Here is a 24,682-nt window from a genome sequence, read left to right as displayed (position 1 = left end):
ACTCGGTTTAGCAAAAAATCTATTTAACCGCCATAACAGATACGTCACCCATGGCGTGAGTAAAAACGCGTTATTCATCAGGATAAGACGTAACGCATTTTACCAAACGGGAGTGCGCGTACATGACTGGTCTGAGGAAGCAAAATGAGCCTGCAAAAATGTACCGTCATTTACGACGGCAAGGCCCTTGTCGGCCCGGCGGACATGCCGCTTATCGATTTTCTTGATGCCTGCCATATCACCTTGCCCCACGTCTGCTATCACCAGGCGCTGGAGCCGCTGCAAACCTGCGATGTCTGCTGGGTTGAACAGGAGGGGACGCTGGTCAGAGGCTGTACATTGCGTAGCCAGGATGGGATGGTCATCAATAGCGCCGACCAACATGCGCGTGTCGCCAGAGAGGAGGGGATGGATCGCCTGCTGGCAAAGCATGAACTCTATTGCACCGTCTGCGAACACAATACCGGTGACTGCACGCTGCATAACACCATGGTGGACATGCATATCCCTATCCAGCGTTACCCTTTCCAGCGCAAGCCTTATGTGAAAGACGAATCCAATCCGTTTTACACCTATGACCCCGATCAATGCATCCTGTGCGGGCGCTGCGTGGAGGCCTGCCAGAACGTTGAAGTCAACGAGACGCTGAGCATCGATTACACGATGGAACATCCACGCGTGTTATGGGACGGCGGTAACCGCATCGCGGGCTCAAGCTGTGTCAGTTGCGGTCACTGTGTCACGGTCTGCCCGTGTAACGCGCTGCTCGAAAAAACCATGCAGCCCGATGCCGGTCCGTTCACCTCTATGCGCCAGTCCCTGAAGCGTCCGTTGATTGATGTTATCAAAACGCTGGAGAATGCCACCGGGGCAGAAATTATTTCCGGCATTTCAGTTATTGATACCCATCTGCGACAGCCGGAGATCAAACGCACCAAGACGGTCTGCACTTACTGCGGCGTGGGGTGCAGTTTCGAAATGTGGACCCGCGACCGGCATCTCCTTAAAGTGCAGCCGGTGATTGATGCGCCGGTGAATGGCATTTCGACCTGTGTGAAGGGCAAGTTCGCGTGGGATTTCATCAATAGCCCGGAACGCCTGACCACGCCGCTTATCCGCGAAAATGACCGTTTTCGCCCGGCAAGTTGGGAGGAGGCGCTCACCCTCGTCGCGCAACGCCTGCTGGCTATCCGTGATGAAACAGGGCCGGACAGCATTGGCTTTATAGGCTCCAGTAAAGGCAGCAATGAAGAGGCTTACCTGACGCAAAAAATCGCGCGACTGATCATCGGCACGAACAGTGTCGACAACTCATCGCGCTATTGCCAGAACCCGGCGACGGAGGGGCTTTTTCGCACGGTAGGTTATGGCGGCGATGCTGGCACGATACACGACCTGGAACAGGCGGAACTGATTGTGATTGTGGGCAGCAACACGGCAGAGAACCACCCGGTTATTGCCTCGAAACTGAAATCCGCCCGCAAACACCGTGGACAAAAATTGCTGGTTGTCGATCCGCGCCGTCATGAGATGGCAGAACGCGCCGATCTGCATTTGCGTATCCACCCAGGCACCGATCTGGTATGGGCATCCGCGATGTCGCGCTACATGTTTGACCACGGTTATGCCGACGAGGCGTTTCTTGCCGCACGCGTGAATGACGTGGAGGCGTATCGCCATTCGCTGGCCCCGTTTACCCTGGACTATGCCGCGCAAATTACCGGTATCCAGGAAAACACGCTGCGCGAAGCGGCGGAACTGATAGGCCAGGCGGGAAGCATGTGCATCCTGTGGGCGATGGGGATAACGCAACACAGTCATGGCGCGGATACCAGTACGGCGTTGTCCAACCTGCTGCTGGTGACCGGTAACTATGGCCGCCCCGGAACGGGGGGCTACCCCATGCGTGGTCACAACAACGTACAGGGGGCCAGTGATTTCGGCTGCCTGAAAAATTTCTATCCGGGGTACGAATCGGTCAGCGACCCGCAGGTGCGCGAGAAGTGGGCGCGGGCATGGGGCGTGGCACCAGAAAAACTCTCACTCGACGTGGGTGAGGACAATTTTATGATGGTCAAGCTGGCGGCCAGCGATCAACTTCGCGCGATGTATGTTATCGGTGAGGAGACCGCCTTTTCTGACGCGGACACAACCAATGTGCATCAGGGCTTTACGGAGCTCGATTTCCTGGTGGTGCAGGATCTCTTTCTCAGCCGCACGGCGCAGTTTGCCGATGTGGTATTGCCGGGGTGCCCGAGCGTGGAAAAAGAGGGCACCTACGTCAATACCGAGCGACGCATCCAGCGGTTTTATCCGGTGATGCCGCCGCTCGGCGACAGCCGACCGGACTGGCTTATCCTCACGCAACTGGCCGCGAAAATGGGGTATGACTGGGGTTATACCCATCCGGGGCAGATCATGGACGAAGTGGCAAAGATTGCCGAAAGTTTTGCCGGGGTCAGCTACGCGCGTCTGGAAGGCTGGAAATCACAGATTTGGCCGGTGAGCCCTGAGGGCGTCAGTACGCCATTACTTTACACCGAGCGCTTTAAATTCCCCGACGGACGTGCCCGTCTTTATCCCCTGAGCTGGCAGCCGCCTGCGGAGGAGGCTGACGCCGAATTTGACCTTATCCTGAACAATGGCCGCATGCTCGAACACTTCCAGTCGACCAACCAGAGCGGCAGAGGGGGTCGGACGATCAGCCTCTCGCCCGAATGGTATGTAGAGGTGAGCCCCGAACTGGCGGCGGGACGCAGCCTGAATGAGGGCGACTGGGTGAGGCTGAGCTCGCGCAGGGGAACGCTTGATGTCCCGATTGTCGTGACGGATCGGGTGCAGGGTAACGTGCTTTTCATCTCTATCCATCAGGGCAAGCCGGGGATTAATCAACTGACCGGCGAGCATCACGATCCGGCGGTGAATACGCCTGCTTATAAAGAAATCGCCGTTCAGTTGCAGCCGCTGCAACGGCCTGCTCACCCTGGCCCCTTACCCGCACACAATTTCCGCCACGGCAAGCGCACCCCCATTAACAAAGTGCCCGTGGAGGAGAAATGGCGTCGTGATGATTATGACGAGCCACCGGCGCATGAACCACATCCGGAGAGATTCTGATGGCGAAATCGATAGAGTATCAGCCGGAACCGGCAAAAATCGGGCCGGACGCCCACGACGAACTGGAACGTCTGCTGGAGACCTTGCACCAGCATGGTGTATTGCGTTTAGTCAACGATCTGGTGGCAGCGAATAACGAGGTCGCGCAGGTTCTGGTGAAGGGGCTGCAACGGGAAGGCACACTCAATGTCATCCAGAATGTGTCGGTCATTGTTCTGGCGCTCTCCTCTCTGCCGCCGGATCGGGTCTATAAACTGGCCTTTGGCCTGCGGGATATGGCGGATGCGCTGAGCCAGCCTGAACAGACCCGCGAGCAAAAGGCGCCCGGCGTGCAGGGAGTCTGGAAAATGTTGCAGGATGACGACCTGTGGCGCTCGTTGCAGCCTGTTCTTAACGGGCTTAAAGCCTTTTCCCGCCGGATGGAGGAGCAGGTCGATAAGCCCATCTCTTCATATACCGGCAAACCCAGCGACGCCTAGCATGAGCCCGGAAACCGCACTGCTACTGGCACGTGGTCAGTTTGCGTTTACCATCGGCTTTCATATTGTGCTGGCCGCCTTTACCCTTGGGCTGGCGCAATTTTTGATGGTGCTTGAAGGCCTGTGGCTCTGGCGAAAGCAGCAGGTCTGGCTGAGCCTGTGGCGCTACTGGAGCAAAATATTTGCCCTGAATGTGGCGGTTGGCGTGGTGACGGGTGTGGTGATGGAGTTTTCCTTCGGCACCAACTGGAGCGGGCTTGCCAGCCGCACGGGGGCCGTGCTGGGCCCGATGCTCTATATGGAAGTGCTGGTGGCCTTTTTCCTTGAGGCCGGATTTATGGGGGTTATGCTATTCGGGATGGGCAAGGTGCGCCCGTGGGTCCACTTTATGGCGACCTCTATTGTGGCGCTGGGATCGTTTTTCAGCGCCTTCTGGATCCTCGCAGCAAATTCATGGATGCAGACACCGGATGGCTTTGTGATAGGTACAGAGGGGCGTTTTGAGCCTGTCGACTGGTGGGCGGCTATTATCAACCCTTCGTTTCCGTGGCGGATGGCGCATATGGTCGCGGCCGCCATGCTCGGCACCGCCTGCCTGGTGGCGGCCTGTGGTGCGTGGCACTTGCTGCGCGATGCACGCCATCCGGCGGCACGGCACATGTTTTCTCTCGCCATGTGGATGCTGGTCGTAATGGCCCCCCTGCAAATCGTATTGGGCGATCTGCACGGTGAAAACACGCGCGATCACCAGCCGGTGAAACTGGCGGCTATCGAAGGCAACTGGAACCCGCCGCCGCCGGGCGAGGGCGAACCGATGCGCCTGTTTGCCATACCGGATATGGCGGCCCGCCGCAACCACTATGAGGTGGCGATACCGGATGTGGGTTCCCTGTACCTGCGCCACAATTTGCAGGGAACAATTCATAGCCTCAATCAGTACCCCCAGGATACCTTGCCCTGGGTTCCGCTGGTCTTCTGGTCGTTTCGGGTGATGGTTGGGTTGGGGCTGCTGATGACCTTTGCCGGGGTTGCCGGCCTGGTGGTGCGCCTGCGCCGCCATCTGTTTCACGCACGCTGGCTGCTTCGCCTGATGGTGCTGATGGCCCCGGCGGGGTTTGTCGCCATGCTGGCCGGGTGGGTGGTGACCGAAGCCGGGCGACAGCCGTGGACTGTGTACGGTCTGCTGCGCACGGCTGAGAGCGCCTCGCCCGTATCGCCATCGCTGGTGCTGGGTTCTCTGGTGTGTATTGTGACGGTTTATCTCGCGCTGTTTGGGCTTGGGCTGTGGTTTTTGCTGCGCATTTTGTCACGCCCGCCGCAACGGGACGAAGAAGGGGCAATGCCGGATGTCGCCAGGCGTACAGGGCAGGGGGCGCAGAATGAGTGAACTTCTGGGGCTTCCCTGGTTACAGACCCTCTCTGCTGCGGCGCTGGCGGGGAGCTTGTGGGTCTATGTTTTACTCGATGGCGCCGATTTAGGTACGGGCATGTTATGCGCATTCCAGCGCGATGCCGACGCCCGCCATCAGCTTAACCTCTCTTTATTGCCCGTATGGGATGGTAATGAAACCTGGCTGGTGCTGGCGGCAGGAGGCCTGCTGGGGCTGTTTCCGCTGGCCTATGCCATTATGCTTAGCGCGCTGTATGTGCCGGTCTTTATGATGCTGCTGGCGCTTGTGGCGCGCGGCATGGCCATTGAATACCGGCACTATGCGCCACGCCTCTTCGACACGATGCTGGTGGGCGGTTCATTACTGGCAAGCATCTCTCAGGGTGTCATCGTTGGCACTCTGATTATGGGACTCCCCAACGACGGTCAACAGTTTACCGGGACGGGGTGGGAATGGTTGAGCCCTTTCCCCCTCTTTTGCAGCATTGCCCTGATTACGGGCTACTGCCTGATGGGGGCGGGATGGCTGAACTGGCGTTGTACGGGCAGTCTGGAATACCGGGCAAGGCGCGCTATTCCCTGGCTTAGCGCCCTGACGCTGGTTCTTGTGACCGGGTTACTGGTCTGGACCATTTTTCTTCATGAGACCTGGCGGCAGCATCTCCTCAACCCCTGGCTGTGGGGGCCGCTGTTAACCATTGCGTCTGCCGGGCTTGCGGTGCTGTGGATTGGCCTTTCACGGCACTATGTGTTCTTGTCGATGGCCGCCATTCAGATACTGGTCAGTTGTGCGTTCGCGGCGCTGGCCTTTACGTTGTTCCCTTTTATTGTGCCCGTGAATCTCCTGATTCAACAGGCGGCGGCACCGGTAAAGACGCAACAGTTTCTTCTCCTCTGCTTTGGCCTGCTGGCGCCGATAACCTTAGCCTATAACACCTGGGTCTTTCGCGTATTTAGCGGCAAGATTCATTAGCTGCCCGCCAATTAAAGAACAGACATTTTCGCAGGATGAATAAATAGACGGGTACGTTCAAAACATATTCCGCTGCGCTTGTTATTTTTATTTTATTGTCTACGAAGAGGAACAATCAATGGAAACTTAATTTTTGTTCTATCCTTTATATTCTTAATCGGTAAATAAGATGGAGCGTAATCGATGCAGCCTTAATAAAAGGCGGCAGATAATTCAGATTAATACCAAAAACTTACCGTTCTGTTTATTCAAAGCCGTTAATCAGGAGACGCGCCTATGAAAGCACTCGCCTATCATGGACCTCATAACGTTAAAGTGGATACGATGCCCGACCCTGGTCTTGAGGCCCCGGATGATATTATTCTGCGTGTAACCGCAACGGCTATTTGCGGCTCAGATTTGCACCTCTATCACGGTAAAATACCGGGCACCCATCATGGTGATATTTTTGGTCATGAATTTATGGGCGAGGTGGTTGAAGCGGGCCCGGAAGTCAAAAATGTCAGTAAAGGCGACCGTGTTGTTATTCCATTTGTGATTGCCTGCGGAGACTGTTTTTTCTGCCGACTGCAGCAATACTCCGCCTGCGAAAACACCAACAGCGGGAAGGGCGCAGCACTGAACCGTAAGAGCATTACGCCGCCCGCGGCCCTGTTTGGCTACAGTGACCTCTATGGCGGTATTCCTGGCGGGCAGGCGGAGTATGTTCGCGTCCCGAAAGCCAACACCGGGCCGTTTAAAGTCCCCGCACACTTGCCGGATGAAAAAGTGCTTTTCCTCTCCGATATCCTGCCAACGGCCTGGCAGGCAGTGAAAAACGCGGAGATAAAAAAGGGGTCAAGCGTGGCCATCTACGGCGCCGGACCGGTAGGACTACTGACGGCGGCATGTGCGCGACTGAATGGGGCCGAGCAGATTTTTATCATTGATCACAATGATTATCGACTGGCGTATGCCCACCAACGCTATGGCGCCATTCCCATTAATTTCGATAAGAATGATGATCCCGCCGCTTGGATCATTGAAAACACGGCGGGCCATCGCGGTGTCGATGCGGTGATCGATGCGGTTGGCTTTGAAGCGAAAGGCAGCCTGACCGAGACCGTCATGAGCAACCTCAAGATTGAAGGCAGTAGCGGCAAGGTCCTCCGGCAAGCCATCGCAGCCGTGCGCCGTGGCGGTATTGTCAGCGTGCCCGGCGTCTATGCCGGATTTATCCACGGATTTATGTTTGGCGATGCCTTTGATAAAGGGCTGACCTTCAAAATGGGCCAAACCCACGTCCATGCTTTCCTGCCTGATTTACTTGAACTTATCGACCAGGGCCACCTCTCTCCGGAAGAGATTGTGACACATCATCTTCCGCTTGAAGAGGCGGCGCGGGGCTATGAAATCTTCGATAAGCGCCAGGAGGAGTGCCGTAAGGTTATTCTGGTGCCGGGCCTGAGCGCGGAAAAAGCAACCCTCTGATGGGAAAGGGCGGTTGCCTGCGCAACCGCCATGTGGATGACAGGAGGAAAATAATGACAACACCCGCTTTATCTATCGCCAACGAACTGGGGCGATTGCTCACTGAAAAGAAGTTACGATTGACGACGGCCGAATCCTGCACCGGGGGGTTAATCGCCTCGGCGCTCTGTGCTTCTGACGATACGCCCTCGTTTTATGGCTGTGGATTTATCACCTATACGGATGGCGCGAAAATCACGGTGCTGGGCGTCAAAGAAGAGACAATTTCAGCCCATACCGCGGTGAGTGAACAGACGGTGAAGGAGATGGTTTCCGGCGCTATCGCCCACTCCGGGGCGGATGTCAGCCTGGCCGTTAGCGGTTATGCCGGGCCGGATGGTGGTGAAGATGGCACCCCGGCCGGGACGGTCTGGTTTGCCTGGCAACTTCCTGACAATGTCATTGTCGCTAAAGTAAAACATTTTGAAGGTGACAGTGAATCGGTTATAAAACAGGCCGCCAGTTATTCATTAGGCACCTTAATTATGCTATTAGCGGATGATCAGTAAGCGCATTTCTTTCGTCAGGTATGCAGACCTGCCATCGTCATCAATAATTTAATCAGTGTGCTGGCGATAAATAACGCCAGCACACTGCCAAACCACAGTGAAATAAACCACATCACTTTTTTCACTGCGCCGCTTTGTTTACTGTTCATCAATGATAACCCTCCCCATGTTCAATTTTCCCGCGGAACACATAATAGCTCCAGAAGGTATAGACAAGGATGACGGGAATAATCAGTAGCGCCCCCACCAACATGAATCCCTGACTTTGCGGCGGTGATGCCGCCTGCCATAGCGAAATATCAGGCGGAATAATATTTGGCCATATACTGATGCCGAGTCCGCTAAAACCGAGGAAAATTAACCCCAGGGTCAATATAAAAGGCAGGGTATGGTGTTGCGGGTTATGTAAGGTACGCCATAACCCCACGCTTAAAATCAGTACCAGCAACGGAACGGGCGCAAAAAACCAGAGATTAGGGAAGCTAAACCAGCGCGCCGCGATCGCCTCGTGGGTGAGCGGTGTCCAGAGACTGACAATCGCCATGGCCAGCAGTAAACCGAGAAGTAATGTCCTGGCGGCCACCCGCATTTTTTGCTGCAACGCGCCCGCGCTTTTCATCACCAGCCAGCTTGCGCCAAGCATGCCATAGGTAATCACCAGTCCAAGACCGCAAAACAGGTTAAATGCCGTAAGCCAGTCCAGCGCGCCGCCGCTAAAGGTGCGACCCGTGACGGTAAAACCATTGATCACCGCGCCAACGACTACTCCCTGCGTAAAGGTGGCAAGTAATGATCCTGCAAGAAAGGCTTTGTCCCAAAAGGGCTTATGGTGGGGTGTCGCTTTAAAGCGAAACTCAAAGGCAACGCCGCGAAAAATAAGGCCGATGAGCATCAGCGTCAGGGGAATAGCCAGTGCGTCGGTGATCACCGCGTAGGCGAGGGGGAAGGCTCCAAACAGACCGGCGCCACCCAGCACCAGCCAGGTTTCATTGCCATCCCAGACCGGTGCGACGCTATTGACCATGATGTCCCGTTCCCCCTCGTCCGTGATCAGGGGAAAAAGAATGCCAATGCCAAGATCAAAGCCGTCCATCACGATATACATCAGCGTGGCGAAGACAATAATGACAAACCAGATAAGCGATAAGTCGATACCCATTATTTTCTCTCCCCGGTCTGTAAGCTCTCGCCAGCCGCAGAGAGCGGGCGTGCAGGTCTGCCGTCGGTGGGGTGCTCATCCCACGGCTGCGGACCTTTTTTAATCAGGCGTGCGATATAGCCATATCCCACACCGAAGACGGAGGTGTAGACGATAATAAATGTTGCCAGACTCAGGCTCATCTGCAATGTACTGTGTAACGAGACGGCGTCAATCGTGCGCAGGAGGCCATAGACAACCCAGGGCTGGCGACCTGACTCCGTTGTCACCCATCCGGCAAGCAGGGCGACAAGACCAGCCGGACCCATCCACAGCGCGAAGTGCAGAAAGGGCCTTGAGGTATACAAGCGGTGTCGATATCGCAGCCACAGCGACAGAATACCCAGCGCTATCATCAGCAGCCCCATCCCGACCATCAGGCGGAAAGACCAGAACACAATGGTGGAGTTTGGCCTGTCAGCCTTCGGGAAGTCTTTTAGCGCCGGAACCTGGTCATGCAAGGAGTGAGTAAGAATCAGACTGCCCAGCGCGGGAATGGCAACGGCGTAACGTGTGCGCTCTTCCTCCATATCCGGCAGGCCGAAAAGTAATAAAGGAGTGGCTTCGCCTGGCGGGTTTTCCCAGTGTCCTTCAATGGCGGCTATTTTGGCCGGCTGATGCTCAAGGGTGTTGAGCCCATGCATATCGCCCACAAAGGCCTGCACCGGGGCGACGACCAGCGCCATCCACATCGCCATCGATAACATCTTTCTGATGGCAGGGGTGTCATTGCCACGCAATAAGTGCCAGGCCGCAGAGGCGCCAACAAAGAGGGCGCTACTTAAAAAGGCGGCAATCGTCATATGCAGTAAACGGTAAGGGAAAGAGGGATTGAAGATGACCTTAAACCAGTCGGTAGGGACCACCTGACCATTTACAATCGAAAATCCCTGTGGCGTGTGCATCCAGCTATTGGACGCCAGGATCCAAAAGGTGGACATCAGCGTGCCGAGCGCCACCATACAGGTCGCGAAGAAGTGCAGACCGGGGCCTACCTTATTCCAGCCAAAGAGCATCACCCCTAAAAACCCGGCCTCAAGGAAAAAGGCCGTTAGTACTTCATAGGTCAACAAAGGGCCGGTAATACTCCCGGCAAATTGCGAGAAGCCGCTCCAGTTGGTTCCGAACTGATAGGCCATGACCAGACCGGAGACCACCCCCATCCCAAAGTTAACTGCAAAGATTTTTAACCAGAAATGATACAAGGCGCGCCAGTCAGGGTTTTTGGTCTTTAACCATAACCCCTCCAGCACCACGAGATAGCTGGCAAGCCCAATCGTGATAGCCGGAAAGAGAATATGAAAAGAGACCGTAAAAGCGAATTGTATTCTTGCCAGATGAAAGGCATCTAATTCAAACATCACGATCCCCTTATCAAAAAAACACCCCTTGGCTAAGGGGTGAATAACACAGGCATGCGACTGCTGATGTTATTTGGGTTGTGGTTCCCCATTTCCGAGTTCGGCACCGGTTAGGGGGTCGACAGAAGGGTCAGACTGGGTACGTTTAGCCATGGCTTTCACCAGCGCCTGCTGCTCTTTGCTGAGCGTGACAGAGGCTAAACCATCGCCACCGTCAACGGCAGGCTGCGGATCGGCAACGTACTCAAAGTTTTCATCACTATTCCAACTGCCACGCGGGTCGTCCCCTTCGGACATGTTGTAATAGACGTTGGTGTATTGTTCGATAGGCGGCAATTTGCCCGGCGGGAAATTGTTGCGAATCGAATAGAGCGCTTTCTCAAAAGAGAGCATATGCGCGGCTTCACGGGTCATTAAGAAGCTCAGCGCATCTTTCACACCCGGATCATCAGTGACGTTAATCAGGCGCTCGTAGATAATTTTGGCACGCGCTTCGGCCGCGATATTCGAACGAAGATCTGCCGTCACTTCACCAATGGTGTCAATATACGCCGCCGTCCAGGGATAACCCGCAGAGTTCGTCAAAGCCGGGCCGCCGCCGTAGAGCAGGGAGGTGACATGGCTGTCATTCCCGTTCTGCGTTAACGAACGGTAAAGCTCTGCTTCGTTCTCCGTCCCCTCTGCAAGCTCGCCCTTAGCGCCTTTATTGAGCATTCCCACGAGAGATCCGATGATTTCCAGGTGGCTCAGTTCTTCGGTAGCGATGTCCATCAGCATCTCTTTGCGACCGACATCATCATCCCCCAGTCCCTGGGTAAAATAACGGCAGGCTGCGGCTAATTCGCCTTGCGGGCCACCGAACTGTTCCAGTAAAAGGTTGGCGAGACCGGGATTCGGCTCACTGACGCGAACGGTATATTGCAACTGTTTAACGTGTCGAAACATAGTCTCTCCTGATGTGTCGTGTTATTTTTTCGCTTCTACGCCGTCGGCGGCGTCACGCAGTAAAAATTGTTCGGTCACATCCGGCAGATGTTTAAGTGCCCAGTCGGCCATGGCCTCTTCCTGGGCGAGGATTTGCTCAAAGGTCGCAACGCTTGCGGTATCGCCCACCTTTTTTGCCGCGCTGATTAATGAGGTATAACAGGCGATTTCGAACTGCTCGAAAACGTAGCTGCTAATCGCGCCTTTTACGATCTCGTCCGAGGCGAACATGCCGCCCGCGGCCTGACCCATGGCGCTCATTTTACTGGTGGCATCTTTCATGATGGAGCGGTTGATGCCGTTGCGATCAAGCACCTCTTCAAGAAGGGTGATCTGCCCCTGAGTCTCCGTCAGGTGTTGTTCAATTCGCGCGCGCAGGTCCGGATAATTATCGATACGTTTGCTCATGGCGTTGAGCATGGATTCGGCCTGTTTTTCCATCGCGTGGGCATCGCGCAACCAGTCGTGATAATTCTCTTGTGGGGTCATGTTCTTTTCCTTTCATCGTCGTCATTTTTACTTACCGGTAAGTGAAATTAAGCGAATGCATTACGAGGGCGTCTATTTGCCTTCGGCTTTTTTATTAATCGATGAGGTGGCAATTTTTGTGAGAAGATTATCGGTGGTTTTTTCTTCTTCAAGCGTCGCGGAAAGCAGGTCATAGGCTTTTTTAAGCCCTAACTGGCTTGCCAGCGTACAGAGCGTGCCGTAAGAAGCAATTTCGTAATGTTCAACTTTTTGCGCAGCGGCAATAAGCCCGGCATCACGAACACTGCCTTTTTCTGTGGCTTCGATAACTTCATTTGCTTCGTCAATAAGCCCTTCCATCGCATGGCATTTCATACGCTTGAGCTTGATATTCGGTTCGGCTTCAATGAGCTGGTCGAGACGCTCAATTTGCCCCTGTGTTTCTTCATAATGTTTTTTAAACGCGTCAGCGAGTTCAACATTCGACGATTCGCGGGCAAGTTTCGATAATGCACGAGTGAGCTGCTTTTCTGCACTGTAAATATCAGACAGGCCATGGATAAAGAAATCAGTCAGTGAATTGATCTGCATAAATATTACCCTCGAGGTCAGCGAAAATAATAGCGAGCCGAAACCGACTCGCTATCAGTATTGCTATTAAACCAAACGTTAAAATTAATTAATCGATGAAAAATTAGTCACCCGATTTGCGGCCGCCGCCATGGCTTTGTTGACCGCCTTTTTTACCTGCTTCAGAGGCGCGTTGCGGATCATTTTTAAAATTACCGCCACTATTTTGACCACCTTTACGACCTGCTTCGGATGCTTTTTCACGATTTTCTGCGAAATTACCAGAACCGCCACGATGTTCAGCCATGTTATTTCTCCAGTTTCGTTGTTTAAATAAAACGACATATTTTGCATCTCATGTCGTCGGTGTTCGTATTAAAAACTAGCCGAGTACTGAAATTAGTCAAAGCGAAGCGGTAAACTTATTATCGAATAAAAATTAACCTCGTGGTTTTATTTTAAGCGATAGTGGTATCTAGCATATATCTTTTCAAATAAGGGGGTTAAGTCAAAGTTCAATGCAAATGCATTAATAACGTGGGTTGCTATCTATCAAAACCAGGGATCCTGACGACTTTTCTTGACATTAATTGACATTTCTCGCCGGTTTTTTATCTGCGATTGATAACGTATTTTAATCATTTTAAGACTTATCTCAGTAGGGGGGATACCCAATAAATTGCTGATAAATGACAAAGATACCTAATTAGGGGTGGTTCATGCCCTGCTCCAAAAGTAAGCGAAACAGCAGAATTGGGTACGATCGCTTATAGAGACATACAACCGCAGGCGCAGAGGGATTTCCCCTGCATCTGGTAGCAATGACATATTCCTTATGCTGATTAAGCAGGAAACTCACTAACTGGTCGCATTCGGACAGTGCCTGAACCGGTCAGAGAGATAAATAAATGGGTGATGAGGAGACAGTATTGTCGGGTATGCAATAAAACCAGGCCGTTACAGAATAATAAGGAGAAAAGGGATGAGAATAACGCTGAAAATGAGTTGCCTTTTATTCTTCTTTATTCGGTAGCTTGCGATTGGCTAAACATCTCACCAGACGTAACTGCCAGGGGGCAAGACGAAGCGGTATATCGTCGTTATCAGAGTAATGAATAGTGATGATATCGGGTGAAGTAACGGTAGTGTTATCTGCTATTGTCGATTCATTTTGCTCTGGTGGATCTTGTGCTGGCATGAACAACTCTCCTATTTTTTACGGTTTGACTGCGTGTGCAGTGCAGTGGCAGGGTAAATGACTTCATGTTATAAGCTCCTTGTTTGCAGTGGGTTAAGTGTTATCGGTAAAGCCGTCAGTAAGCTTCAAAAAAAGTAAACGAGCCGTTACCGACTCGTTTATCGACGCTCAATGAGTATTAAGCGTGGTGATAAAATAAACGTTATTTTTTATCACCGCTGTGGCTGTTCTGGCCACCTTTTTTACCGGCTTCAGAAGCACGTTCAGGGTCATTTTTAAAATTACCCCCACTGTGCTGTCCGCCTTTTTTCCCTGCTTCTGATGCTTTCTCACGGTCTTCTGCGAAATTACCTGAGCCGCCTCTATGTTCCGCCATTCTATATCTCCCGTATGGGTTTTTGATATAATCGATACGACAACTAATACCGTATCAATCGCGTTCAGGAATTAACTCTAGCTGTTCGCGTAAATTCGTCAAAGCGCAGCGCAGAAACATTTTGTCGCAAAGCGAGGGGAGTAATTTATTTGATTTCTAAAAATAAAAAGTTGCAGCAAAAATAAAACGTTATTGAATCAATAGAGTTGGTGAGAAATGTAATTCAGGAATATTCATTACATCTGTTATTTGTTATGGGATGTTGCTGGTTTTTTCTGCCATTAAAGCTGTATATATACAAATCTTTACAAATGTTGTGCGCACAAATTCTACGCTCAGTAAGAACTGTGTATTAAATCGATGGCTTATTGAATATGCCATTCTGCGTTTTTGACGTGTTGCGCCTTTTTAATACGCCGTGGCTGAGTGTGACATCGGAACATAAGAAGTTGATTTTACGTGAGAGGGCGAATGTCAGATGACGTGAGTCGCTTATCAACATGAGGAGACGAATATGCATTCCGAACATCAAGACTGTATCGATGCCTGTTATCAGTGTGCCATCGCCTGCGAGCATTGTGCCGCAAGCTGTCTGAACGAAGATGACCTTGCGATGATGCGAAATTGCATCAAGCTGGATGTGCAGTGTTCCGCGCTGTGTCGCCTGGCGGCTCAATTTATGACGCTGGAAAGCGATCATATTATGCCGCTTTGCCGTATTTGCGTGGATGTTTGTAGAGCCTGTGCGGAAGAGTGTGGCAGGCATCAGCACGCGCATTGCCAGCAATGTGCACAGGCCTGTCGGGCCTGTGCACAAGCGTGCCTGCAAATGGTCGCCTGAGATCCCGATATTAAGTTACTCGGGAACTGTGCCTTCCCCTTGTTGGGAAGGCCATTTCCAGTTTTGCACCTCGGGGAGATCCTCGCCATATTCCCGCACATATTGATGGTGCGCGGCAATCTTCTGTTGTAACGCCTCCAGAATATCCTCCACATTTCCCTGCAAAGACGGTATGCGCAAAAGCGCCTCCTGGGCCAGATGGAAACGGTCGAGCCCGTTAAGCACCGTCATATCAAAGGGTGTCGTGGTGGTGCCTTCTTCCATAAAGCCGCGAACATGAAAATTTTGATGGTTGTTACGCAGGTAAGTGAGACGGTGAATCAGACTTGGATAGCCGTGAAAAGCGAAGATAACCGGTTTATCACGCGTAAAAATCGCATCAAAAGCCTCTTCACTCAGGCCATGCGGGTGTTGCTCCTGCGTCTGTAGCGCCATTAAGTCCACCACATTCACCACCTGGATACGCAGTTCTGGCACATAGCTACGCAGAAGGTCGACGGCAGCAAGTGTTTCCATTGTCGGCACATCGCCCGCACAGGCCATCACTACATCCGGCGCTTCGCCTTCCGATACCGTACCGGCCCAGTACCAGATGCCCATCCCGGCGGCACAGTGTTTTGCCGCACCCTCCAGTGTCAGCCACTGTGGGGCGGGCTGTTTTCCGGCCACAATGACATTAATGCGATCCCAGGTTTGCAGGCAGTGCCCGGCTACGCACAGTAACGTATTGGCATCCGGCGGCAGATAAATACGGACAATCTCGGCTTTCTTGTTGGCGACATGATCGAGAAAACCCGGATCCTGATGGCTGTAACCGTTATGGTCCTGTCGCCAGACATGGGAAGAGAGCAGGTAGTTGAGGGACGATATTGGCGCGCGCCAGGGCAGATGGCGCGACACCTTCAACCATTTGGCATGCTGATTGAACATGGAGTCGACAATATGAATGAACGCTTCATAGCAATTGAACAGACCATGACGTCCGGTCAGCAGATACCCCTCAAGCCACCCCTGACACTGATGTTCGCTGAGAATTTCCATGACCCGGCCATCGGGCGCAAGTTGCTCATCATACGATTTAAGCGGTTCCAGCCATGTACGGCTGGTGACGTCAAAAACGCGGCTTAGCCGGTTCGATGCGGTCTCATCCGGTCCGAACAGGCGAAAATTATCCGGGTTACGCTGAAAAATACCTGCAAGCCACGCTCCCAGTGCGGCGGTGGATTCTGCCTGGCTATCGCCCGGTGAGGTGACCTCTACGGCGTACGACGCCAGCTCAGGTAAGATCAGTTCTTTGCGCAGCCGACCGCCATTCGCCCAGGGCGAGGCTCCCATCCGTTTATCGCCTGTCGGGGCAAGGGCGCGCAGTTCTGGATGCAGGCGTCCCTGCTCATCAAAGAGATCGTCGGGATGATAGCTGCGCATCCAGTGTTCCAGGATGTGTCGGTGTTCTTCATTTTCACGGCACGATGAAACCGGAACCTGATGTGCGCGCCAGAAATTCTCCACTTTTTTACCGTCAACCGTTTGTGGACCGGTCCATCCTTTGGGGCTGCGAAGGATAATCAGCGGCCAGCGCGGCACGGATGCAGCGGCACTGCCGCTTCGCGCCGCGTGTTGGTAATCACGAATGGTATCCAGCGCGTCGTCCAGCACCTGGGCCATTTGGTGGTGCATGATTTTTGGCTCGTGGCCGCTAACCAACAGCGGTTCGTAGCCATAGCCACGGAATAGCTGGCGCAGGTCTTCATCGCTGGCGCGACCGAGAATGGTCGGGTTAGCAATTTTATAGCCATTGAGATGCAGTATGGGTAGAACCGCGCCATCGCGGGCGGCATTGAGAAATTTTATACCGTGCCAGCTTGAGGCGAGTGGCCCGGTTTCTGCTTCACCATCACCAATGACACAGGCGGCAATCAGCGTTGGGTTATCGAACACGGCACCGAAAGCATGGGAAAGCGAATAACCCAGCTCGCCCCCTTCGTTAATGGAACCGGGCGTTTCCGGCGCCGCATGGCTGGGGATCCCGCCGGGGAAGGAGAACTGGCGAAACAGCTTTTTCATGCCTTCGCCATCGGGAGTAACGTCGGGGTAGATTTCGCTGTAGGTGCCTTCAAGCCAGGTATTGGCCACCATACCCGGCCCCCCGTGTCCGGGTCCGCATACATACAGCATATCGAGATCGCGCTGACGAATGGCACGGTTCAGGTGGGCATAAATAAAGTTCTGACCCGGCGTGGTTCCCCAGTGTCCCAGCAGGCGGGGTTTGATGTGTTCTGGTTTGAGGGGCTCGCGCAAGAGCGGATTGTCCATCAGGTAGATTTGCCCGACGGAGAGATAATTGGCTGCTCGCCAGTAACGGTCAAGCAAGGCGAGATCATGGTCGGTAAGTGAGTTTATCTGGGTCATGCAGTTCTCCATGCAAGGGGTTATGCGTGCCACGCAGATTCAGACGCAGTACAGGCCAAGTATAGACAGGGTGATTTTGGCGACGGCATAACGCCGCAAGGATGGAAACATCCGCACCGGCGTGCGGATTTGAACGAGGGGGGGTTAGCGGTGAGAAAGCTTCGGATTAAATGCGGTCAGACGATACTCTGAAAGCCCATCTGCTGCATGACCTGATCGCCGGTATTAAGCTGCTGTTGCACCGCATCGATATCTTTTTTCACGTCGCGGTCATCTTTGTCTTCATCGCGCATTTTGCTTTTGACCATCGACAACAATGAGTGCAGTTCACGCACCACATCTTTTAATAGCTGCGCGTCTTTATGCCGCGAGTCGCTCTCCTGCAACTGCTCACGGATACCACTATAAAGCGATTGCGTCAGCCCAGCGCTATCACTGGTTTCGCTGTCATCACTCGCTGACTTGTGGTTTTCCTGGCCGCCGTCGGAGGCGCGTGCAGCGGCCATAGCGTCAGTTTTGCTCCCGGCATTGCCGTCTGCCAGGGACTGAATCGCACTGTACGCCGCCGTACCGCTGCTACTTGTGTCGACGCTATTGCTTGTACTGGCGCTGTCACTCTGCCCGAGTTGCGATGCCGCCTGACCCATCTGGGCCGAGAGTTGTTTAAGCTGTTTAAGGACGTAAGCAGAGGCATTGCCAAAACGCATCAGCATGGCTTTAAGGCGCTCAATTTCTCGCTTTATCGCTTCCAGTTTGGCGCGCGCGTCGGCTTTGCGTGAGGCGGCGCTGAACTCATTCAACCGGTTAACGGCTTCAAGGTCGTTTTGCAGATTAGTGTAGTAATCTTTCGCCTGTTGGCTCAACGAGACCGTGCTATCGGCGGTGGCCGTTGCCTGCTGTGGCAGCGCGGATGCTGAATTTTGTTCGCGGTTTCGGGACGTCGTGTCCGATGTCGCGGTGGATAACGAAAAGCTGGCATTACCTGTGAGGGTTGGTCGTAGCATGCGTATCACTCCGGAGGTCCATTCTTTCTATTAACGGCACGCTTTGCGAAATGCTTTAACACTATTCACACCCTCTCAGGGCGCTGCGCCAGAAGAGGGTGCGAAAAGGCGGGTAGTTAGGGTTGCGGCGGAAACTGACCTAGCTGCATGAACAGACCGAGCCAGTCCTCCATATGCCAGGTGGCCGTAATACGCTCACCGTTAAGCTGATGCATCTCATGCAGGCGAATGCTCACTTTTTTACCCGTCGCGGCAATCCCCATAAAGGTGCCTTTATGCGTACCGGTTATCTCGGCGCGCACGGCAATCTGCCCCGGTACCTGGATGACGTCATGAATAACGATACGCACATCCGGGAACGCCGCGGCAAACATCGCTATGATTGGCTTGAGCCCTTCCGGCCCTGGCTGCTGGCCGGGCGCTAACGGGATATCGGCCCAGTCTGCGGTAACGGCCTCATTAACTAAATCTGGCTGTTGCAGGCTAAAGGCCTGGTAGAGCGTTTCGACGGCTTTACGTTCTGTCAAAAGGCGATGGGCGATTTCTTCATGGTCTGACATGGTTTTACCTCTGGCTGGGACGCTTTTTGGGGAAATGCTTTAATGTGCCGCCAGTATCCCATCGGCAGGTGGTATAAATGAAATAGATAACAGATATAGAGGAATATTCGTTCTATGGATTTTAGAGGGCTTGATCTGAATCTGCTGGTGGCCTTTGATGCGCTGATGGAAGAGCAGAATGTCACCCGCGCGGCTATTCGGGCCTCGGTGAGTCAGCCTGCGATGAGCGCGGCACTGTCGCGCCTGCGAAGCCATTTTGCCGACCCGCTCTTTATTCGCAGCGCCTCTGGTCTGGTGCCGACTGCCAGGGCGAAGGAGATTGCGGTCCATGTGACGAAAGCGCTGCAGGAGCTGACAAACCTGCTGACGCCGGATGACGCCTTCGCGCCGCAGGAGAAAAAAATCGCCTTTACGCTGGGGATGTCTGAGTACCCAACGCTGGTGTTGCTGCCGGGTATTATGCGCGCCATCAGCCAGCAGGCGCCTGGGGTGACGATCCATGTGCATACGTTTGTTGATCGTGATGAAGCGGTGTCGATGCTGGATGCCGGCAAAGTTGATCTGGTCATCGGCATCGCGCCCACCCAGTCAGAAAGCCGCATCCTCTCACAGCCGCTTTTCAGCGATGAGTTTGTCACCCTGGTGCGGCGTGACAGCGATGCGGCACGCGATGGCATGACGCTCGAAACCTATCTCAGCATGGGGCACATCCTTGTCTCCCCGGAGGGGAGCCATTATGGCCTTGTGGACGAGTGGCTCAGGGCCAAAGGGTTACGCCGGGAGATCCGCCTGACTTTACCGGTCATGGTTGCTGTGTCCTCCATTGTTCAGCAGACCCATTATGTCGCGACGGTGCTCAGGCGCAGCGTGCTTGCCAGCGAGCAGAGCAGGGACGTGGTGATGCTGACGCCACCCGTAGAACTGCCTGCCATTGAGTTCAATTTGCTCTGGCACCGCCGTTCCGACGGGGGGAGCGCGCAAAAGTGGCTGCGCAAGTTGATATGCGCCTGTGCCAGCGAACTGATGTAACAAAAAGGGGGTTACCCCCAGTCCAGCCCGCGCGGTGAGCTCGAAAAACCGACCTCCCGCAGCAGGGTAAAGAGCGGCATCTGGCGTACAGGCGTGTCGTTAATCTCTTCCAGCGTGAAGTGCAGACGCGGCTCCCGGCGCAGCGCAACCGCCAGCGCACGGAAGACCTGCCCGGCGATGGCATCGTCATCATCCATCCAGACAATCATCTTTTTTCCGCCCTGAGCAAGGTAGAGGCGCAGTATGCCCCCGGCAATCACAATCAGCGCGCCATTGCGGCGAGTCGGCACCAGTGAGGAAGGATGAACCGGCCACGGCAATTGCGTACCGAAGGGGTTCGCCGGATCGCTGGCAGACAGCGCGACCGGCGTGAAGACAGCTTTTTCAGGTTGTGTCGTCGACAGCTCGCGCAGACGGTCAATGGTCAGCCGTTCGGCAAATTGCGTGCCGCCCATCCCTTCTACAAAACGCCCGCGCAGAATACGCCCGGCATCTTCCATATTGCGATAGACGGTCTGCATTGCCGGAAAACCGCCAGGCAGGTTCTCCATCATCACCGCCCGTCGGCTGACTATGCCGTAGCGGTCGAGCATATTGTCTGCCAGCGCAAGTAACCATTCGGTGTCACTGAGTGTATCGGCGAGCAACAACGACCAGCGCCCGGCAAGCGTCGGCGTACTGAACGACATGTGCACCGCCCTGGCCGGGTGGGGCGCCAGCGCCGGACGCCCGCGTCGGCTTCGAACGCGACGCTGAGATGACGGGCGGGACGTGCTCCCCATGCGGGATAACGCGCGCAGAGGCGACCAGATATCGGTGGTGATATACCCCAGCCAGACCAGCCCCCACAGCGCTTCATGCAGGGCATCCGGCGTCAGCGTCTCATCGTCTGGGGCGCGGTGCGAATCAATAAGCGTGCTGAGCTGGTGGGCGAACCAGGCTCCGCCGTTAGCAAGTGCCGCCAGAATGTCCCGCTGTAGCGGAGAGAGTGCCGCGCTGTCTGCGTGCGGCACGCTCAGGGTTTCCGCTGCATACTCCTGGATATGCAGGGCGACCAGCCCGTCATCATCACCGAGTTTTTTCTGCCCGGACCAGATCACTTCGCCCGTTGAAAGCAGCTCATCAAGCATCTCCGGGGCGTAGTCCCGCACGCGTGCGGGTAAAATCTGGCTTTCCCACAGCGTTGCCGGTAAGCCCAGCCCGGCCAGTTGCTCGATAACGCGCAGGACGCCGTCAACGCCTTCAAACACGCCGCCGGATAAATTGCTATGAAACGCCGGGCTGCCATCAGACCCGGCAAGCAACCCCTGGCGCTCCAGCAGCAGACGGGTAAAAGCCGTCGCCGGGACCGGGCGTGTCGCTTCGCGGGCCGCCTGCAGCGAGCGGATACGCAGGCGACGGAAAATCTCTTCACCCACCCAGTCTGACGCAGTGCGCGCGTCTGGCTGTGCAGGTTTCCCGGCGCGCAGGCGCATCACTTTGCCCTGGTCGCGCAATTTTTCCAGCGCCTCTTGCGCCACGGCGACGCCAAGGCCGAAGGCGTGGGCGATCTGCTGGACGGTAAACAACGTGTGGGTCTGAACATAGCGCAAAAATAAGTCAGCGAGCGGGGTCGCCACCGGATTAAGCCAGATGTCGGGCAGATCCGCCGGCAACCGCACCCCCAACGCATCCCGAAGCCGTGCGGCATCGTCCATACAGGCGATGCGCTGGCTTTCGCCAATCGTGACCACAAAGGCGCGCCGTTCCGCCAGCAGTTCCTCCAGCCAGAGGTTAACCGCATCCCGGCTCTCCCGGTGGCGCGCGGCGAGATCGTCTGGCGTCATCGGGCCCAGTTCGCGCAGCAGGTCAAAAAGGCCTTCTTTGCCTCGGGCTTTGCGATCGGGGGCCAGGCGCTGCAACTCATCGTCGATCTGGCGAATGACCAACGGATCGAGCAACTCACCAGGATCGGCCTGGCCCAGCAAGTTACCCAGCAGTTCGCTATCCAGAGACAATACCGAGGCCCGGCGTTCGGCGAGCGGGGCATCGGACTCATACATAAATTCTGCCACATAGCCAAAGAGCAGGCTGGCGGCGAAAGGCGACGGGGTGGTCGTCGTCACCCCGGAAATCTGCACTTCCCCGGTGTTCAGGCGGCGCATCAGCCTGTCCAGCGCGGGCAGGTCGTACACGTCCTGCAGACACTCGCGTACGGTTTCCAGCAAGATGGGGAAATCCGCATAGCCGCGTGCGATCTCCAGCAACTGACCCGCACGCAGGCGCTGTTGCCAGAGGGGGGAGCGACGGCCAGGCGTGCGCCCAGGCATAAGCAATGCGCGCGCGGCGCACTCGCGAAAACGGGCGGCAAATAACGCAGAGTTGCCCACCGCATCCCGGACAAGTCGGCCTAATTTTTCGGGTTCGAAAAGAAATACGTCGGCGTCCGGCGTTTTTCCCTCGGTATCCGGTAGCCTGGCGACGATACCGTCGTCACTGGCGACAATGGAGGCGTCTGCCCCCCATAACGCGTGAAGACGTCCGGCGATCGCCAGCGCCCAGGGCTCATGCACCCGACGGCCATACGGCGAATGCAGGATGACGCGCCAGTCGCCCATTTCATCGCGACAGCGCTCGAGCACCAGATGTCGGCTGCCCGGAATGATCCCCGTGGCGCTGCGTTGCTCCTCAATGAGCCCTTTGATGTTGGCAAGCGCGTTTTCATCGTGGCTTAACCCCGGCAAGGCGAGCGCGTTGGGTGAGGCGAGAAATGCCTCGTCGGCAAGGGCATGCATAAAATCGCCGATCAGTTCGCCGAGTTCGGCGGGACGCCCGTTCCCTTCGCCGCGCCAGAACGGCAGCCTGGCGGAGCGACCGGGGGCCGGGGTCACAATCACCTGGTCATGAGTGATTTGCTGGATGCGCCAGGAGGTGGCCCCCAGAGTGATGATGTCATTAACGCGGGACTCGTAGACCATCTCTTCGTCAAGTTCGCCCACCCGCCGGGCACCTGGCTGTTCTTCCCCTTCCGGGAGCAGGACGCTGAACATTCCCCGGTCAGGGATGGTGCCGCCGCTGGTCACCGCCAGCAGATGCGCGCCGGGGCGGGCGGTGAGCTGGCCGCTCTCCCGCTGCCAGATAATCCGTGGCCGGAAAGCAGAGAAATCACCGGAAGGATAGCGTCCCGCCAGCATATCGAGCGTGGCGTCAAAGACATCCCGTGGCAGCGCTTTCCACGGCGCTGCGCGACAAACGGTGGCATACCAGTCATCCACGTTTAGCGCATCCATGGCAACGGCGGCGACAGTTTGCTGGGCCAGCACATCAAGGGGATTTCGCGGCGGGGTCAGGGTCTCAAGTTTACCCGCCAGCATACAGTCGACCACGATCGTGGAATCAATCAGCTCACGCCGGGTGCGCGGATAGAAAAGGGCTTTCGATATACCGCCCACCTGATGTCCGGCGCGGCCGATACGCTGTAAGCCGCTGGCAACAGAAAGGGGGGAGGCAATCTGAATCACCAGATCCACTGCCCCCATATCAATCCCCAGTTCAAGGCTTGATGTGGCGACCACGCAGCGCAATTCCCCGGATTTCAGCGCCTGTTCTGTGATGGCCCTTTGTTCTTTTGATACGGATCCATGATGCGAACGGGCGATAAACACCTGCCCGGTTTGTGCACGGTTGGATGTCGCCCCGGAGGACGAAACAAAGTGCGCAGAGTCGCTTTGTTCTTCGGGCGATTCTGCCATGCGCGAGGCATAGAGTTCATTGAGCCGGGCAGTCAGTTTTTCCGCAAGACCGCGGGAGTTGGTAAACACAATGGTCGAGTTGTGGCTGAGTACCTGGTCGAGGATACCGGATTCGATATGCGGCCAGATGGAGCCTTCTCTGCCCGCGTGGCTGATTTCCCCGGTTCCGGCACTGGTGGAGAGGACGTCATCGAGATTGGCAACGGGCACCACAATACGAATATCCGGATGGCGAAGGGCCAGTGGGTTGACCACGGTAACCGGGCGATCGCCCCCCAGAAACTGCGCAACCTCGCCCGGTGAACGCACCGTCGCGGACAGGCCAATACGTTGGGCTGGTCTGGCAAGCAGGGCATCTAACCGCTCCAGGCTGAGGGCCAGATGCGCGCCACGTTTGTTGCCCGCCACCGCATGGACTTCATCGACGATAACCGTTTCGACACCGCGCAATGTTTCACGCGCCCTGGAGGTGAGCATCAGGTAGAGCGACTCCGGCGTGGTGATGAGGATATCAGGAGGATGGCGCACAAGCGTTGCCCGCTCCTGAGAAGAGGTGTCGCCTGTACGCATCGCCACGCGGATTGCCACTTCCGGCGCGCCGAGTTTTTTCCGCTGTTCGCTGATGCCCTGTAACGGGATCTGTAAGTTGCGCTGAATGTCGCTGCCCAGGGCTTTTATCGGCGAGATATAGAGAATGCGCGTGGTTTTTTTTCTCTCGACCGCCTCCTCAGCGGGGGCGTCACCTTCACGATAAAGCTGGTCCAGGGCGTAGAGAAAGGCCGCCAGCGTTTTACCTGAACCGGTAGGCGCGATGGCGAGCACATGTTCCCCGGCATTGGTTGCCGCCCATGTTTTCGCCTGTACCGGCGTGGGGTGCTGAAAAGCGCAGACAAACCAGTCGCGGGTGGCGGGCGAAAAGATCTCAGCCAGTACGGAGGGTAAAATGGTTTTCTTTGACATCTTTCCTGCTCCCTGT

General features: G+C 55.2%; 21 protein-coding genes. 8 read left to right on the top strand and 13 right to left on the bottom strand.

Going from position 1 to position 24,682, the window contains the following annotated elements:
• Nucleotides 1–144 precede the first annotated feature (144 nt).
• From fdhF to C5523_RS15155, 6 genes are all read left to right on the top strand, one after another.
• Nucleotides 145–3,117 (top strand): formate dehydrogenase subunit alpha, encoded by a 2,973-nt coding sequence (fdhF, locus tag C5523_RS15180; RefSeq protein ID WP_108701428.1) that lies wholly within the window; start codon nucleotides 145–147, stop codon nucleotides 3,115–3,117.
• Nucleotides 3,117–3,596, top strand: a complete 480-nt coding sequence (locus C5523_RS15175) for a DUF1641 domain-containing protein (RefSeq protein ID WP_039079297.1) — start codon at nucleotides 3,117–3,119, stop codon at nucleotides 3,594–3,596. Before fdhF ends, C5523_RS15175 begins: the two co-directional genes overlap by 1 nt.
• 1 nt (nucleotide 3,597) lies before the next feature.
• Entirely contained in the window at nucleotides 3,598–4,983 is a 1,386-nt protein-coding gene (locus C5523_RS15170; RefSeq protein ID WP_108701427.1) for a cytochrome ubiquinol oxidase subunit I, read from the top strand.
• Nucleotides 4,976–5,959, top strand: a complete 984-nt coding sequence (locus C5523_RS15165; RefSeq protein WP_071194886.1) for a cytochrome d ubiquinol oxidase subunit II — start codon at nucleotides 4,976–4,978, stop codon at nucleotides 5,957–5,959. The genes C5523_RS15170 and C5523_RS15165 overlap by 8 nt, the downstream gene beginning before the upstream one ends.
• Nucleotides 5,960–6,235: 276 nt before the next feature.
• On the top strand, nucleotides 6,236–7,429 hold the full coding sequence (locus tag C5523_RS15160) for a zinc-dependent alcohol dehydrogenase (RefSeq protein WP_039079294.1): 1,194 nt from the start codon (nucleotides 6,236–6,238) through the stop codon (nucleotides 7,427–7,429).
• Nucleotides 7,430–7,482: 53 nt separating this feature from the next.
• The gene (locus tag C5523_RS15155) at nucleotides 7,483–7,977 is read left to right on the top strand and encodes a 2-oxo-tetronate isomerase (RefSeq protein ID WP_039079293.1); all 495 of its coding nucleotides are present in this window, start codon (nucleotides 7,483–7,485) and stop codon (nucleotides 7,975–7,977) included.
• Nucleotides 7,978–7,991: 14 nt separating this feature from the next.
• On the opposite strand, the gene C5523_RS15150 is transcribed toward C5523_RS15155, so the two are convergent.
• The 9 genes from C5523_RS15150 to C5523_RS15115 all read right to left on the bottom strand — a co-directional run bounded on the left by C5523_RS15150 (nucleotide 7,992) and on the right by C5523_RS15115 (nucleotide 14,132).
• Nucleotides 7,992–8,126: a DUF2474 family protein gene (locus C5523_RS15150; protein ID WP_082027085.1), complete on the bottom strand. Its 135-nt coding sequence runs from the start codon at nucleotides 8,124–8,126 to the stop codon at nucleotides 7,992–7,994.
• Complete coding sequence (gene cydB, locus C5523_RS15145) at nucleotides 8,126–9,136, bottom strand: cytochrome d ubiquinol oxidase subunit II (protein WP_039079292.1); 1,011 nt, start codon at nucleotides 9,134–9,136, stop codon at nucleotides 8,126–8,128. The genes C5523_RS15150 and cydB overlap by 1 nt, the downstream gene beginning before the upstream one ends.
• The gene (locus tag C5523_RS15140; protein ID WP_039079291.1) at nucleotides 9,136–10,536 is read right to left on the bottom strand and encodes a cytochrome ubiquinol oxidase subunit I; all 1,401 of its coding nucleotides are present in this window, start codon (nucleotides 10,534–10,536) and stop codon (nucleotides 9,136–9,138) included. The genes cydB and C5523_RS15140 overlap by 1 nt, the downstream gene beginning before the upstream one ends.
• Nucleotides 10,537–10,605: 69 nt before the next feature.
• Nucleotides 10,606–11,481, bottom strand: coding sequence for a manganese catalase family protein (locus C5523_RS15135; protein ID WP_039079290.1), 876 nt, complete (start codon nucleotides 11,479–11,481; stop codon nucleotides 10,606–10,608).
• A 21-nt stretch (nucleotides 11,482–11,502) separates the two neighbouring features.
• On the bottom strand, nucleotides 11,503–12,009 hold the full coding sequence (locus C5523_RS15130) for a ferritin-like domain-containing protein (RefSeq protein ID WP_039079289.1): 507 nt from the start codon (nucleotides 12,007–12,009) through the stop codon (nucleotides 11,503–11,505).
• A gap of 72 nt (nucleotides 12,010–12,081) precedes the next feature.
• The gene (locus tag C5523_RS15125; protein WP_039079288.1) at nucleotides 12,082–12,579 is read right to left on the bottom strand and encodes a ferritin-like domain-containing protein; all 498 of its coding nucleotides are present in this window, start codon (nucleotides 12,577–12,579) and stop codon (nucleotides 12,082–12,084) included.
• A gap of 103 nt (nucleotides 12,580–12,682) precedes the next feature.
• Nucleotides 12,683–12,865, bottom strand: coding sequence for a general stress protein (locus tag C5523_RS15120; RefSeq protein WP_039079287.1), 183 nt, complete (start codon nucleotides 12,863–12,865; stop codon nucleotides 12,683–12,685).
• A gap of 705 nt (nucleotides 12,866–13,570) precedes the next feature.
• Complete coding sequence (locus tag C5523_RS27265) at nucleotides 13,571–13,756, bottom strand: hypothetical protein (protein ID WP_125124805.1); 186 nt, start codon at nucleotides 13,754–13,756, stop codon at nucleotides 13,571–13,573.
• Between the two features lie 202 nt (nucleotides 13,757–13,958).
• Nucleotides 13,959–14,132, bottom strand: coding sequence for a general stress protein (locus C5523_RS15115; protein WP_064572407.1), 174 nt, complete (start codon nucleotides 14,130–14,132; stop codon nucleotides 13,959–13,961).
• A 514-nt stretch (nucleotides 14,133–14,646) separates the two neighbouring features.
• Here C5523_RS15115 and C5523_RS15110 point away from each other — a divergent pair.
• Nucleotides 14,647–14,973 carry a four-helix bundle copper-binding protein gene (locus C5523_RS15110; RefSeq protein ID WP_039079286.1) on the top strand — a complete coding sequence of 109 codons (327 nt, stop codon included), beginning with the start codon at nucleotides 14,647–14,649 and terminating at the stop codon, nucleotides 14,971–14,973.
• 15 nt (nucleotides 14,974–14,988) lie between these two features.
• Here the strand turns inward: C5523_RS15110 and C5523_RS15105 are convergent, their stop codons facing one another.
• The 3 genes from C5523_RS15105 to C5523_RS15095 form a co-directional block, all read right to left on the bottom strand.
• The gene (locus tag C5523_RS15105; protein WP_108701426.1) at nucleotides 14,989–17,382 is read right to left on the bottom strand and encodes a phosphoketolase; all 2,394 of its coding nucleotides are present in this window, start codon (nucleotides 17,380–17,382) and stop codon (nucleotides 14,989–14,991) included.
• A gap of 176 nt (nucleotides 17,383–17,558) precedes the next feature.
• Nucleotides 17,559–18,386 (bottom strand): hypothetical protein, encoded by an 828-nt coding sequence (locus C5523_RS15100; protein ID WP_108701425.1) that lies wholly within the window; start codon nucleotides 18,384–18,386, stop codon nucleotides 17,559–17,561.
• A 116-nt stretch (nucleotides 18,387–18,502) separates the two neighbouring features.
• Nucleotides 18,503–18,946, bottom strand: a complete 444-nt coding sequence (locus C5523_RS15095) for an ester cyclase (protein ID WP_039079283.1) — start codon at nucleotides 18,944–18,946, stop codon at nucleotides 18,503–18,505.
• A 114-nt stretch (nucleotides 18,947–19,060) separates the two neighbouring features.
• On the opposite strand from C5523_RS15095, the gene C5523_RS15090 reads away from it, so the two are divergent.
• Entirely contained in the window at nucleotides 19,061–19,975 is a 915-nt protein-coding gene (locus C5523_RS15090) for a LysR family transcriptional regulator (protein WP_108701424.1), read from the top strand.
• An 11-nt stretch (nucleotides 19,976–19,986) separates the two neighbouring features.
• Here C5523_RS15090 and C5523_RS15085 read toward each other — a convergent pair whose 3' ends face one another.
• Nucleotides 19,987–24,666 (bottom strand): ATP-dependent helicase, encoded by a 4,680-nt coding sequence (locus tag C5523_RS15085; protein ID WP_108701423.1) that lies wholly within the window; start codon nucleotides 24,664–24,666, stop codon nucleotides 19,987–19,989.
• Between the last annotated feature and the right edge of the window lie 16 nt (nucleotides 24,667–24,682).

The sequence above is a fragment of the Phytobacter sp. SCO41 genome (assembly GCF_003073275.1).
Taxonomy (GTDB): Bacteria; Pseudomonadota; Gammaproteobacteria; order Enterobacterales; family Enterobacteriaceae; genus Phytobacter; species Phytobacter diazotrophicus.
This window is presented reverse-complemented; position numbering and strand designations above follow the sequence as displayed.

What these genes read in the sequence shown, in the direction of transcription:
- C5523_RS15175 (WP_039079297.1), top strand. Translation starts at nt 3,117, where the DNA reads ATGGCGAAATCGATAGAGTATCAGCCGGAACCGGCAAAAATCGGGCCG.
- C5523_RS15105 (WP_108701426.1), bottom strand. Translation starts at nt 17,382, where the DNA reads ATGACCCAGATAAACTCACTTACCGACCATGATCTCGCCTTGCTTGAC.
- C5523_RS15155 (WP_039079293.1), top strand. Translation starts at nt 7,483, where the DNA reads ATGACAACACCCGCTTTATCTATCGCCAACGAACTGGGGCGATTGCTC.
- C5523_RS15135 (WP_039079290.1), bottom strand. Translation starts at nt 11,481, where the DNA reads ATGTTTCGACACGTTAAACAGTTGCAATATACCGTTCGCGTCAGTGAG.
- fdhF (WP_108701428.1), top strand. Translation starts at nt 145, where the DNA reads ATGAGCCTGCAAAAATGTACCGTCATTTACGACGGCAAGGCCCTTGTC.
- C5523_RS15165 (WP_071194886.1), top strand. Translation starts at nt 4,976, where the DNA reads ATGAGTGAACTTCTGGGGCTTCCCTGGTTACAGACCCTCTCTGCTGCG.
- cydB (WP_039079292.1), bottom strand. Translation starts at nt 9,136, where the DNA reads ATGGGTATCGACTTATCGCTTATCTGGTTTGTCATTATTGTCTTCGCC.
- C5523_RS15110 (WP_039079286.1), top strand. Translation starts at nt 14,647, where the DNA reads ATGCATTCCGAACATCAAGACTGTATCGATGCCTGTTATCAGTGTGCC.
- C5523_RS15130 (WP_039079289.1), bottom strand. Translation starts at nt 12,009, where the DNA reads ATGACCCCACAAGAGAATTATCACGACTGGTTGCGCGATGCCCACGCG.
- C5523_RS15085 (WP_108701423.1), bottom strand. Translation starts at nt 24,666, where the DNA reads ATGTCAAAGAAAACCATTTTACCCTCCGTACTGGCTGAGATCTTTTCG.
- C5523_RS27265 (WP_125124805.1), bottom strand. Translation starts at nt 13,756, where the DNA reads ATGCCAGCACAAGATCCACCAGAGCAAAATGAATCGACAATAGCAGAT.
- C5523_RS15115 (WP_064572407.1), bottom strand. Translation starts at nt 14,132, where the DNA reads ATGGCGGAACATAGAGGCGGCTCAGGTAATTTCGCAGAAGACCGTGAG.
- C5523_RS15100 (WP_108701425.1), bottom strand. Translation starts at nt 18,386, where the DNA reads ATGCTACGACCAACCCTCACAGGTAATGCCAGCTTTTCGTTATCCACC.
- C5523_RS15140 (WP_039079291.1), bottom strand. Translation starts at nt 10,536, where the DNA reads ATGTTTGAATTAGATGCCTTTCATCTGGCAAGAATACAATTCGCTTTT.
- C5523_RS15150 (WP_082027085.1), bottom strand. Translation starts at nt 8,126, where the DNA reads ATGAACAGTAAACAAAGCGGCGCAGTGAAAAAAGTGATGTGGTTTATT.
- C5523_RS15170 (WP_108701427.1), top strand. Translation starts at nt 3,598, where the DNA reads ATGAGCCCGGAAACCGCACTGCTACTGGCACGTGGTCAGTTTGCGTTT.
- C5523_RS15160 (WP_039079294.1), top strand. Translation starts at nt 6,236, where the DNA reads ATGAAAGCACTCGCCTATCATGGACCTCATAACGTTAAAGTGGATACG.
- C5523_RS15090 (WP_108701424.1), top strand. Translation starts at nt 19,061, where the DNA reads ATGGATTTTAGAGGGCTTGATCTGAATCTGCTGGTGGCCTTTGATGCG.
- C5523_RS15125 (WP_039079288.1), bottom strand. Translation starts at nt 12,579, where the DNA reads ATGCAGATCAATTCACTGACTGATTTCTTTATCCATGGCCTGTCTGAT.
- C5523_RS15095 (WP_039079283.1), bottom strand. Translation starts at nt 18,946, where the DNA reads ATGTCAGACCATGAAGAAATCGCCCATCGCCTTTTGACAGAACGTAAA.
- C5523_RS15120 (WP_039079287.1), bottom strand. Translation starts at nt 12,865, where the DNA reads ATGGCTGAACATCGTGGCGGTTCTGGTAATTTCGCAGAAAATCGTGAA.